Annotated in this window: 9 protein-coding genes; 3 read left to right on the top strand and 6 right to left on the bottom strand. The window is 34.1% G+C overall.

Annotation, left to right across the window (positions count from 1 at the left end):
• Positions 1 to 5: 5 nt before the first annotated feature.
• Positions 6 to 914: a GLPGLI family protein gene (locus GFJ99_RS05855; RefSeq protein WP_153207925.1), complete on the bottom strand. Its 909-nt coding sequence runs from the start codon at positions 912 to 914 to the stop codon at positions 6 to 8.
• 122 nt (positions 915 to 1036) lie between these two features.
• Here GFJ99_RS05855 and GFJ99_RS05850 point away from each other — a divergent pair, with 122 nt between their 5' ends.
• From GFJ99_RS05850 to GFJ99_RS05840, 3 genes are read left to right on the top strand one after another with little or no spacing between them, the layout of a single operon-like run.
• The gene (locus tag GFJ99_RS05850) at positions 1037 to 1834 is read left to right on the top strand and encodes a hypothetical protein (protein WP_153207924.1); all 798 of its coding nucleotides are present in this window, start codon (positions 1037 to 1039) and stop codon (positions 1832 to 1834) included.
• Positions 1834 to 2448 (top strand): deoxynucleoside kinase, encoded by a 615-nt coding sequence (locus GFJ99_RS05845; protein ID WP_008254749.1) that lies wholly within the window; start codon positions 1834 to 1836, stop codon positions 2446 to 2448. Before GFJ99_RS05850 ends, GFJ99_RS05845 begins: the two co-directional genes overlap by 1 nt.
• Positions 2449 to 2454: 6 nt before the next feature.
• Positions 2455 to 3045, top strand: coding sequence for a carboxymuconolactone decarboxylase family protein (locus GFJ99_RS05840; protein ID WP_008254751.1), 591 nt, complete (start codon positions 2455 to 2457; stop codon positions 3043 to 3045).
• Between the two features lie 33 nt (positions 3046 to 3078).
• Here the strand turns inward: GFJ99_RS05840 and GFJ99_RS05835 are convergent, their stop codons facing one another.
• The 5 genes from GFJ99_RS05835 to GFJ99_RS05815 form a co-directional block, all read right to left on the bottom strand.
• A complete protein-coding gene (locus tag GFJ99_RS05835) occupies positions 3079 to 5481 on the bottom strand; it encodes a glycoside hydrolase family 2 protein (protein ID WP_153207923.1) in 2403 nt (800 codons plus the stop codon).
• Between the two features lie 94 nt (positions 5482 to 5575).
• Positions 5576 to 6256 carry a copper homeostasis protein CutC gene (locus tag GFJ99_RS05830; protein WP_153207922.1) on the bottom strand — a complete coding sequence of 227 codons (681 nt, stop codon included), beginning with the start codon at positions 6254 to 6256 and terminating at the stop codon, positions 5576 to 5578.
• Between the two features lie 81 nt (positions 6257 to 6337).
• Positions 6338 to 7336 (bottom strand): isoaspartyl peptidase/L-asparaginase, encoded by a 999-nt coding sequence (locus GFJ99_RS05825; protein ID WP_153207921.1) that lies wholly within the window; start codon positions 7334 to 7336, stop codon positions 6338 to 6340.
• 6 nt (positions 7337 to 7342) lie between these two features.
• Positions 7343 to 9613 (bottom strand): family 20 glycosylhydrolase, encoded by a 2271-nt coding sequence (locus tag GFJ99_RS05820; protein ID WP_238990101.1) that lies wholly within the window; start codon positions 9611 to 9613, stop codon positions 7343 to 7345.
• 81 nt (positions 9614 to 9694) lie between these two features.
• Positions 9695 to 12301 (bottom strand): sodium-translocating pyrophosphatase, encoded by a 2607-nt coding sequence (locus tag GFJ99_RS05815; protein ID WP_153207920.1) that lies wholly within the window; start codon positions 12299 to 12301, stop codon positions 9695 to 9697.
• Between the last annotated feature and the right edge of the window lie 5 nt (positions 12302 to 12306).

Raw genomic sequence — 12306 nt, 5'->3', positions numbered from 1 at the left:
ATAAATTATCTTCCTCCGCCCATTCTCATTCCTCCACGTTGTCCACCTGGTCCAGAATTCATTTCGCGCATTTCTTCCATTTTCTTTTTAACGGTTTCGTCGTATTCTTTTTGAGTTACCACTTTACCTTTAGAAGCTGGTTTAATTTCAACCTTATCTTTAGAATTTATTACTAACTTAGAACATAATATTATGGTTTTACCATCGTTTACCTCTAAAATTAAACCTGGTAAACCCCAATAATTTTCTGGACCTTGATTTATAGGAATTTCTGGGCAATACCATGCCGTAATTGTGTTTTCTTTTGGCATTTCCCAATCATCAGTAAAATTGGTTTTTTTAGCAGCAGCAGTATCTTTTACCGTTTCTGATTTTTTACCTTCTTCTTTGTCATTATTTCTGTTTCTAAATCTGAAATTTCTAAAATCAGACTCGCTTACTTTAACAACTGCAGTTGCTTTAAAACAAAAATAATCACCTATTTGTTTAGATTCGCTTCCTAATACCCAGTCATATTTAGGTAATGAATCTTTAATTAAAAACTCTTTTCCAAAAAACTCTTTATCTACAACATATTGTTTGCTTTTTGCGTTTTTATAGTGTGTTCCACCTCCGCCCATCATCGACATCATCATTCTTCCTCCACCTTGCTGTCCTGGCGCATCTAATTTTTCTTCTTCTTTGTATATTGAAGCCGTTTTGTCAAAATTTAAAATAAATGTTTTTTCAAACATTTTTTTCATACGCTCTTCTATTTGTTTTTGCATTTCGGGAGTAATATCTCGGTTTCCACCCATACCTTTCATAAAGTCAGCAGTACTCGTTTTTGATTCATAGACTGCCATTCCTTGAAATTCTTGAGCATTCATGAACCCAGAAATCATTAAAATTGATGCAATAATAATTTTTTTCATTGTTTTAAGATGTTTTAGATGTATATATAGACTATTAAAAGTGTATTTTGTTACACAATATAACAGCATTTTTTATGTTAAAGTTGTACATTAGACCATTATTTTATGAAATAGTTTAACGAATGCCATTAAAAAAAATACTTTTAGTTACAATTTTTAATTTATTCTCCCTTTCTGTAATTAGTCAGGAAGAAATTCTTGCTACAAAAATAGAAGCACTAAATACTAATTGCGACAAGTACTTAGGTTTTGACAATCAGAAAAACACTTACAGTATAAAAAACAATGTTCTCAACAAAAAAAGTGAAACAAAATCTTATCAATACAATAATTTAAGTTTGGGAATAATCACTAAAGTTGACTTTCAGAACCCTTTAGAAATAGTTGTTTTTTATAAAAATTTTAATACCGTTGTGCTATTAGATAATCAACTAAACGAAATTAGAAAAATAGACTATAATTTGTTTTCTTATCCGATAAATATTGAAGCGACTGCTTTATCTTCTCAAAATCAAATATGGATTTACGATAGCATTTCATCAAAAATTGGCTTGCATAATGTAAACACTGGCAGCATTAAATGGATTTCAACAATGTTAAAAAACACTATTGTGTATTACGAATCCGACTACACTCATTTTTATTGGATTGATAACCAATATATTACATACCGCATATCTATTTATGGAACCATTGAAAAATTAGGAATTATTCCAAATTTTGATTCTATACAACTAACAAAAAACAATACTTGTATTTACAAAACAAACAATCAATTGTATTATTACAACCTAAAGTCCAATATCAGTAACAAAATAGCAATTGATGAAAAAATCATTTCAAATTTTTTCTTTAGAGATGGAATTTTATCTATTTTTACCCAAAATGAAATTACTAATTACAAAATAATTTTACCATAATGCACATAGCAGTAGCAGGAAATATTGGAGCAGGAAAAACCACTTTAACTAAATTATTAGCCAAACACTTTAAATGGGAACCACACTTTGAAGACGTTGTAGATAATCCGTATTTAGATGATTTTTACCACCAAATGGAGCGTTGGAGTTTTAATCTTCAAATTTATTTCTTAAATAGTCGCTTTCGTCAAGTATTACAAATTCGTGAAAGCGGAAAAAACATTATTCAAGACCGAACAATATATGAGGATGCTCACATTTTTGCTCCTAATCTTCATGCTATGGGCTTAATGTCTAATCGAGATTATACCAATTATACCTCGTTATTTGAATTAATGGAAAGTTTAGTAGGTGCGCCTGATTTGTTGATTTACTTAAGAAGTTCGATTCCGAATTTAGTGAGTCAGATTCATAAAAGAGGACGCGATTATGAAAATTCTATTTCGATTGAATACTTGAGTCGTTTGAACGAACGATATGAAGCTTGGATTCAAACCTACGATAAAGGTAAATTAGTAATTATAGATGTAGACAATATCGATTTTGTAAACAATCCAGAGGATTTAGGAAACATTATCAATCGAATTGACGCAGAATTAAACGGATTATTTTAATATCTTATGCCTTTAGTTAATCCACTCCCATCAAACCATGATGAAGAAACAAAAAAATTAGCTGAGTTTTTTAATGAAACCCTAGGGTTTTGTCCCAATTCTGTATTAACGATGCAACATCGTCCTGCCATTTCTAAAGCCTTTATTCAATTAAATATGGCTGTAATGGAAAACAAAGGAAATGTAACTTCTGCCTTAAAAAGAATGATTGGTTGGGTAACTAGTAATGCTGCTGGATGTAGATATTGTCAAGCACACACTATTAGAGCTGCTGAACGATATGGTGCAGAACAAGAAAAATTAGATAATATTTGGGAATATAAAACACATCCTGCTTTTTCTGATGCGGAAAGAGCTGCTTTACATTTTGCTCTAGCTGCAGCTGTTATTCCTAATGCAGTTGACGAAGCAATTAAAACAGAACTTTACAAGTATTGGACAGAAGGCGATATAGTAGAAATGCTTGGTGTAATTTCATTATTTGGCTATCTAAACCGTTGGAATGATTCTATGGGAACTGTAGTTGAAGATGGTGCGATTGAAAGTGGAGAAAAATACTTAGGAAAAACCGGCTGGGAAATCGGGAAACACAAATAAAATAAATCCTCAAATTTCATTTGAGGATTTATTTTATTCCAAAGTATCAAACAACGATTTTACTTTAATGTTTTGAACTGGTTTGGACAATTTGATGATTCGCTTTTCATTTGGTAATAAATTAAAATAGTTATCTTCAAAAAAAGTATCGTTTTCCGATGACAGAAAAACATCCTTCGCTAAAACATCTGTGGAAATCTCAATAGTTAATTCATCAATAGTTATGATTTGAATGTTGGGTTTTGATAATTTCAAATTTTTTGGTTTTTCGAAAAAGAAATTAGATTCCCAATGATTATCGTCTGAAATAAATTCCATTTTTAAATATGAATTTTGCGTGTCAATTTCATTTAATGAAGGAAAAGGTAATAATATAGCTGCCACATTTGAACTAGCATCTGATTTACAATACGATTTTCTCTGCCATAAAAGTTGACCATTAAAATTTCTAATTTCAGCTTTTAATTCTCCTGCATAATTTTGTATTCCATCATTGATAACAAAAAACTTATAAATTCCACTATCTGTTTCCTCAACTGACAAAAGCACGTTCTCAAAACTTCGCTTCGCTTGATAATGAAAGGCTTTCCAATATCCGTAATAATCTAACGAACTCCAAGACGTAACGGGCCAACAATCATTCAACTGCCAATATAGCGATCCCATGCAATACGGCTTTGCTCTTCGATGGGCTTCAATGGCTGTTTTCATGCCACGAGCTTGCAACAATTGGGAAACATAAAGATAATCCTCAAAATCTTTTGGCACCACATAATCGCGCTCCATGTATTCGTTTATGATTTCATAACCTGTTGGATGTTTTTGATGATTTCTAAAAGCTTCGGAAGTAAAATTCAAATCCTCTTTTTGCATTACTTTTTGCAAGGTTTCCAAATTGGGCATGCCTTGAAAACCGTATTCGCTCATAAAACGTCCTACTTTCTTTTCATAAATCTCAAACGGTTCTTTTCCCCACCAAACACCCCAATAATGCGAATCACCTTGTAACAAACTTTCCTTTCTTCCCCAACCAATGGATGGCGATGAAGACCAATAGATATTTTTTTCTTTCGGAAGCAAACTATCTAAAGTCTTCGGAATCATTTCATGAAATACTTTTTTGTAATCATTCCAAATTTGGGTTGAATCCGCTTTTGAATAATTAAATTGCTTTTGCCAACCCCAATTGTGCCAACCTTCATCATTTTCATTATTGCCACACCAAAGCGCAATACTCGGATGATTTTGCAAACGATTCACGTTATCAATTACTTCTTGTTTTACGTTTTGGACAAATTTTTCATCGCCAGGATACATCGAACACGCAAACATAAAATCTTGCCAAACTAAAATTCCGTTGGCATCGCAAGCTTCATAAAACGCATCATCAAAATATACTCCGCCACCCCAAACACGAAGCATATTCATGTTCGCTTTTTTGGCATTTTCGACTAAAGAAAAATAAGTGGAATCCAAAACTCTTGGTAAAAAACTATCGGGAGGAACCACATTCGCACCTTTCATGAAAACCGATTTTCCATTTAATTTGAAATAAAAACTTTTCCCAACTTGGTCTTTTTCCTGAATCAATTCGATCGTTCGCAAACCAATATTCAACTTTTTTGCGTCTAAAAACTGATTTTTTTGACTGATTTCAAAAGTAAAAGGATACAAATTCGCATCACCTAAACCATTACACCACCAAAATTTTGGATTCGTAATATCATATTGCATCTTAATTTTATTCTTTCCTTTTTTCAGGTTGAACGTTTCGATTTTTTCATTGATTTTTAACTGAATCGTTTTGACTTTGGAAACGTAAATTTCGGTTGTAAATTCTAAAATCGCTTTTTTATCATTCAGTTCAATTTGGCTGTACTTTATATTTTCAATTTTAGCCGAATTCCAAAATTTCAATTGGACTTTTTTCCAAATTCCAGCTGTTACAAATCTTGGTCCCCAATCCCAACCAAATTGATATTGCGCTTTTCGAACAAAAACACGTTCTTTTTCGGGTAAGGTATAAGATAATTTTGAAGCTTGCTCTTTTCCTTTTTGAACTGCGGAATGAAAAATCACTTTTAGATGATTACTTCCCATTTTCAAATGTGATTTAGCAGAAATGGTCCATTTTCGGAACATATTATCGGCTTCTAAAACTACTTTTCCGTTCAAATAAATTGTTGCATACGTATCCAAACCTTCAAATTCTAAATCGATGTTTTGATTTTTTAATTCGGATTTTGATAATGTAAAATGTGTTTCGTATTCCCAATTCTCATTTTCAATCCACTGCAATTGTTTTTCATTGTTACCAAAAAAAGGATCTGGGATTAATTGGTTTTGAAATAAATCGGTGTGAACCGTTCCGGGAATAGTTGCCTTGTGTTTTTTAGTTTCGTTTTGCTTGTTGAATGTCCAGTTTTCTGACGACAAATTGCGATAGGAAGTTTGTCCAAAAATGAAAAAACAATTTAGACAGAATAGAAAAACGAAGATTTTTTTAACCCTATAAGGCATATAAGTTCATTTAAGATTGTAACTTTTTCTTTAGTTGGATGATTTCTTCCGGATTTGCAATCTCACTTCCATCGGTAATAGCGGAAGAATGATACCAATTGGCATTTACCATTTCATTTAATTCCGAAATATTAGTCGAACGCAATCCGCCACCAGGCATGATTTCGATTCTATTTTTGGCTCGAATTACTAATTGCTTTAAAACTTCTTTTCCTTCCATGACATTTGGAATAGTTCCAGAAGTCAGAATAGTTGAAAATCCGCAAGAAATCACGTTTTCTAATGCTTGTCCGTAATCTAAAACTTCATCAAAAGCTCTATGAAACGTACATGGAAATGGTTTTGCTATATCAATCAAAGCTTTATTTTGTTCGATATTAATTGTTCTATCTTCTTTCAAAATTCCGAAAACAAATCCGTTGATTCCAAGTTTTTTGATGGTTTCTATTTCGAATTTCATTTGTTCCAATTCTGAATCCGAATACACAAAATTCCCTCCTCTTGGTCTAATCATTACATATAAATCGATGGTTAGATTTTTGCGAGCTTGTTGAATCGTTTCGATAACTGGAGTTGTACCGCCAACCGACATATCAGCGCACAATTCTACTCTATCGGCTCCAGCTTTTTGAGCAATTAGAGTAGATTCAAGGTTAAAACAAGCGATTTCGATTTTTTTATTTTGAAGCATAAGTCATTAATATTGGCCACGGATTACACAGATTCACACGGATTAAAAAATCTTTAAAATCCTTTAATCTGTGGCAAAAAATTATTTTAAATAATAATTCGCATCGATTAATTTATTTCCACTTGAGTCGTGAACGGCATAATTGAAACCACCTTGCACGCAATATGAACCGTATTCTCCTTTTTTATTCAAGGCAATGAACCCAACTTGGATATCTTTAAGATTTTTTCCTCGATTTTGCGTCAATTTTACAATTCGGATCACGGCTTCTTCACATGCTTTTTGTGGCGATTTTCCTTGACGCATCAATTCTACTACTAAATGACAACCTGTAATTCGGATTACTTCTTCGCCATGACCTGTTGCGGTTGCGGCTCCAATTTCGTTATCCACATACAAACCTGCACCAATAATGGGAGAATCTCCAACTCTTCCATGCATTTTGAAAGCCATTCCGCTAGTAGTACAAGCTCCAGATAAATTGCCTTGTGCATCCAAAGCAATCATTCCGATAGTATCGTGATTTTCGATGTTGGCTTTTGGTAAATATTCACTGGTTTTTAGCCATTCTTTCCATTCTTTTTCGGAAGCTTCTAGCAATAAATTTTCCTTTTGAAACCCTTGCGATAAAGCAAATTGTAAAGCGCCATCACCAACCAACATTACATGAGGCGTTTTTTCCATCACCATTCTTGCTACAGAAATAGGATGTTTGATGTGTTCCAAACACGCTACCGAACCAATATTAGAAAATTCGTCCATGATGCAAGCGTCTAATGTTACGCGACCATCTCTATCTGGGCGACCGCCGTAACCAACGCTTCTTTCATTCGGATCGCCTTCCGGAATTTTTACGCCAGCTTCCACCGCATCTAAAGCGCGACCTTTATTTTTAAGAATTTCCCAAGCCGCTTCATTGGCTTCAATTCCAAAACGCCAAGTGGAAAGTACAATTGGTTTTGTTCCTTTTCCTGAATTGATATCCATTTCTGTTTCATCAGATTTCGATTGAAACGATTGAAAAGCTACGCCAGCAGTTGCTAATGCGGTTGTTTTTAAAAAATTTCTTCTGTTTGTCATATTTTTTTATTCAATACCAATTTCATCAACAAACAACCAAGCATCTGAACCAGCTCCTGGATTTCCATCTGTTATTTTACCAAAATTAGTTGCGATTACTTTCACAAATTGAGTTTTTTTAGATTTAACTTCTAATACCACTTCGCCTTTAACATCTTGAATTTCGGAGAGATTTAATTTAGAAACACTCTCGAAATTTTTACCATCATTTGAAATGAATACTTCAATTTTTTTTGGATAATATATCCAGCTTCCTTTGCTTTCAAGTACGCAAAGAATTACTTTGTCTATTGTTTCCGTTTTACCTAAATCGATAGTTGCATTTAAATCTTTACCAGAAAAACCTAACCAATCACGACCAAATTTACTTCTATTTCCAATTAATCCATCAACCAAGGTTAAAGCTCCACCATTATTGTAATTTTCATGCGGTTGGTTTATTAAGCTAATGTTTTTTCCAACAGCTTTACTCCAAAAAAATTTCTGTTCTAAAATTGTACTTTTCTGTTTTTCATTTTCAAATAAAGCCGCTTTTATGGTTTGACCTTTTGTTATTTCTATAGGTTTTAAATATTGAATTGAATTTACATTAGGTTCCGAACCATCTGTTGTGTAACGAATTCCATTGAAGCTATTCGCTGATTTTAATTCAAATAATACACCTTCACCATTTCCATTACGATTTACTTTAGAAGTTACTTCAAAAATGGCTTTACTATAATTGATTCCTTTTTTATCATAGATTTCAAAATGTGAAATTAATCGTTTTTCGAATTCTTTATAATTAGTTGGATTTGAAGTTCCCCATAGCACTTCGGAAAGCGCTGCCATTCTTGGCATCAACATATATTCTGCATGATCAGGCGTAGTGATATATTCTGTCCAAAGATTGGCTTGAGCACCTAGAATATATTTCGATTCATCTGCTGAAAGTTTCTTTGGAATTGGATCAAAAGAATACACTTTTTCCACATTGGTATAACCTCCAATTGCAATTGGTTCGTTTTTGGGTTCGCCTTGATAATGATCAAAATAACAATGAGAACCAGGTGACATCACTACAAAATGTTTTTGTTTGGCTGCTGCGATTCCGCCTTCTGTACCGCGCCAACTCATAACGGCTGCGTTTGGTGCTAATCCGCCTTCTAAAATTTCGTCCCAACCGATGATTTTTCGGCCTTTGCTATTGACAAATTTTTCGATTCTTTGAATGAAGTAACTTTGTAATTCGTGTTCGTCTTTTAAATGTTCCTCTTTGATTCTCTTTTGGCAATGTGAGCAACTTTTCCAGCGCACTTTTGGGCATTCATCGCCCCCAATATGAATGAATTCGGAAGGAAATAATTCAATTACTTCAGTCAGAATATTTTCTAAAAAAGTAAACGTTTCGTCTTTCGCACAGAAAACATCTTCTAAAACACCCCAAGTTTTTCCTACTTCAAAAGGTCCGCCCGTACAAGAAAACTCAGGATACGAAGCTAAAGCAGCCAAAGCGTGACCCGGCATTTCGATTTCGGGAACAATAGTGATGTGGCGTTCTTTCGCGTAAGCTACAATTTCTTTGATTTCTTCTTGCGTATAAAATCCGCCATATCGAATGTCGTCGAAAGTTTGATCGGTGTAATGTCCAATCATGGAGCCGTTTCGCCAAGCCCCGACTTCGGTTAATTTTGGATATTTTTTGATTTCGACGCGCCAACCTTGGTCATCAGTCAAGTGCCAATGAAAGGCATTCATTTTATACATTGCTAAATAATCAATATATTTTTTGATGAAATCTTTTGGAAAGAAATGACGAGAAACGTCTAAATGCATACCGCGCCATTGGAATTTGGGTTGGTCGGAAATAGAAACTTCTTTTAATTTAATTTCACTTGATTTTTCATAAGGAATCATTTGGACTAGAGTTTGGATTCCGTAAAAAATTCCTTGATGTGAAAAGGCAGAAATATGAATTTTATTGCTCCAAACTTCAATATAGTATTGTTCTCTATCAAAATTTGTAGTATCCGGAATTTTAGCACCAAATTGAATACTATTTTTAGAACGATATTTTGATGAGATTTTTATTTCTAATCCTGTTCTATTATTAATTTCATTTTGAAGATACTTTGCTTCAAAAGAATTTTCATCAGCTACGATTACCGTTTCTTTATTTAAAACAAAATGTCCTTTTTTGATTTCTACTGAATTCGGCTTCGGAATAATATTCAGATTTTGCTGCGCCATGCCAAGCATAGAAAATAAAAACAACAAAGTCAGTATTTTGTATTTCATTGGAGTTGTGTTTGTTTGGCTAAAATTAAATAAAAAAACCGCACATTGCTGTGCGGTTTTGATTATTTCTATTGAAAAAGATTATTTTCCTAGTTCAGCAATTTTTGCTTCTACTTCTAAATCGTCTCCTTCAAAAACTTTTTCTTCAATTGTTTCTTTACCATCAACCATTTTAGTTAAAGTAACTGTTGCTTTCACTTTTCCGTTAGCGTCTTTTACTTTTTTTACATCCATATTGATGATTTCTTGATGATCGTCATGGTTGCAACTTGGTCCGTGAACGTGAGCAGCGTTACCAATATATTTTCCGTTTTCATCGTATTGTGACATGCATTTATCCATACATTCTTTAGAACATCCATTTGCTTCACACATTTTTGCACATTCATCTTTTGTCATATCAGCACATTTAGACATATCGCATTTTCCTTCATGACAAGTCATTTCAGTTGTTGCACAACATGCCCCTTTTTCAGTTGTAGCACCGTGACCTCCTAAAATAGGAGCGATTACTAATCCAATTAAACATGTCAATTTGATTAAGATGTTCATTGATGGTCCAGAAGTATCTTTAAATGGATCTCCAACAGTATCTCCAGTCACAGCTGCTTTGTGCGCATCAGAACCTTTATATGTCATTTCACCATTAATCATAACTCCAGCTTCAAAAGATTTTTTAGCGTTATCCCAAGCACCACCAGCATTATTTTGGAAAACTGCCCAAAGTACACCTGAAACGGTAACTCCAGCCATATATCCGCCTAACATTTCAGCAATTAATTGGTTGTTATCTGCATAAACTAATTTACCTAATAATACAATTGCAATTGGGAAACCAATTGTTAAAATACCCGGCAACATCATTTCGCGTAAAGCGGCTTTAGTAGAAATTTCAACACATTTTCCGTATTCTGGTTTGCCCGTTCCTTCCATAATTCCAGGAATTTCTTTGAACTGACGACGTACTTCGTACACCATGTCCATTGCTGCTTTTCCTACTGAATTCATTGCTAATGCAGAGAACACTACAGGAATCATACCTCCTATGAATAACATGGCTAACACAGGAGCTTTGAAAATATTAATACCATCAATTCCTGTAAAAGTTACATAAGCAGCAAATAAAGCTAACGAAGTTAAAGCAGCAGAAGCGATTGCGAAACCTTTTCCTGTTGCAGCCGTTGTGTTACCAACTGAGTCTAAAATATCAGTTCTTGTACGCACTTCTTTTGGTAATTCGCTCATTTCAGCAATACCACCAGCGTTATCAGAAATTGGTCCGAAAGCGTCAATTGCTAATTGCATTGCCGTTGTAGCCATCATTGCAGAAGCAGCTAAAGCCACACCATAAAAACCTGCTAAAGCATAAGTTGACCAAATAGCCGCAGCAAATAAAATTACTGTTGGGAAAGTTGAAATCATACCTGTTGCTAGACCAGCAATTACATTGGTTCCTGCTCCAGTAGATGATTTTTGTACAATTGCTAATACTGGTTTTGTACCTAATCCTGTATAATATTCCGTTACTGATGAGATTGCTCCACCAACAAATAATCCGATTAAAGAAGCATAGAAAACGCGCATTGAAGAAATATCTTGAATTCCTTCACCAAAGAATGACATTTGCATAGTTTCTGGCAACATCATATCTATTAAGAAAAAACAAGCAACAGCTGTTAAAGCAATAGAAACCCAGTTTCCAATATTTAATGCTTTTTGAACTTGTGCTTCTTTAGCATCGTCACTTGAAATTTTCACTAACATTGTCCCAATGATAGAAAATAAAATTCCGAAACCAGCGATTGCCATTGGTAATAAAATTGGTCCAATTCCGCCAAAAGCGTCATCGATTTTACCACCCATATCTTTAATTACATAATTTCCTAATACCATTGCAGCCAAAACAGTTGCTACATACGAGCCAAATAAATCGGCACCCATACCTGCAACGTCTCCAACATTATCTCCAACGTTATCTGCAATAGTTGCTGGATTACGAGGATCATCTTCTGGAATTCCAGCTTCGACTTTTCCTACTAAATCAGCACCTACGTCAGCTGCTTTGGTATAAATACCTCCACCTACACGTGCGAACAATGCGATAGATTCTGCTCCTAACGAAAATCCTGCTAAAGTTTCTAAAACGATAGTCATTAATTCAGTAGGGTTTTTCATTTGTCCATCAAACATTGTAGATTCCCAAACACCTCCCATGAAATAATAGAAGAAGAATATAAAAAAAGCTGTTAATCCTAAAACTGCTAAACCAGCAACACCTAATCCCATAACGGTTCCACCACCAAAAGAAACTTTTAATGCTTGTGGTAAACTAGTACGAGCCGCTTGCGTAGTTCTTACATTTGTTTTGGTCGCGATTTTCATTCCCATATTTCCTGCTAATGCAGAAAAAATTGCTCCAAAAATGAAAGCTATAACAATCAACCAATGAGTTGTAGGTACAAAAAATGAAATTCCTGCAAGAATAACACTTGCTCCAATAACAAAAATAGTTAATAATTTGTATTCTGCTTTTAAGAAAGCTAATGCACCTTCGTAAATGTAATCTGAAATTTCTTTCATTTTACCATCTCCGGCGTCTTGTTTAAGCACCCATGCGCGCTTGGCTGCCATAAAAGCCAAACCAATTAGTGCCATTACGATTGGCACATAAATCATCATTGATTCCATAAAGT

Source organism: Flavobacterium sp. LMO6 (genome assembly GCF_009495795.1).
In the GTDB taxonomy this organism is placed as follows: domain Bacteria; phylum Bacteroidota; class Bacteroidia; order Flavobacteriales; family Flavobacteriaceae; genus Flavobacterium.
Note: the sequence above shows the minus strand (reverse complement) of the source record. Positions and strands in the feature narration are given on the sequence as shown.

What these genes read in the sequence shown, in the direction of transcription:
- GFJ99_RS05855 (WP_153207925.1), bottom strand. Translation starts at nt 914, where the DNA reads ATGAAAAAAATTATTATTGCATCAATTTTAATGATTTCTGGGTTCATG.
- GFJ99_RS05850 (WP_153207924.1), top strand. Translation starts at nt 1,037, where the DNA reads ATGCCATTAAAAAAAATACTTTTAGTTACAATTTTTAATTTATTCTCC.
- GFJ99_RS05845 (WP_008254749.1), top strand. Translation starts at nt 1,834, where the DNA reads ATGCACATAGCAGTAGCAGGAAATATTGGAGCAGGAAAAACCACTTTA.
- GFJ99_RS05840 (WP_008254751.1), top strand. Translation starts at nt 2,455, where the DNA reads ATGCCTTTAGTTAATCCACTCCCATCAAACCATGATGAAGAAACAAAA.
- GFJ99_RS05830 (WP_153207922.1), bottom strand. Translation starts at nt 6,256, where the DNA reads ATGCTTCAAAATAAAAAAATCGAAATCGCTTGTTTTAACCTTGAATCT.
- GFJ99_RS05825 (WP_153207921.1), bottom strand. Translation starts at nt 7,336, where the DNA reads ATGACAAACAGAAGAAATTTTTTAAAAACAACCGCATTAGCAACTGCT.
- GFJ99_RS05820 (WP_238990101.1), bottom strand. Translation starts at nt 9,613, where the DNA reads ATGAAATACAAAATACTGACTTTGTTGTTTTTATTTTCTATGCTTGGC.
- GFJ99_RS05815 (WP_153207920.1), bottom strand. Translation starts at nt 12,301, where the DNA reads ATGGAATCAATGATGATTTATGTGCCAATCGTAATGGCACTAATTGGT.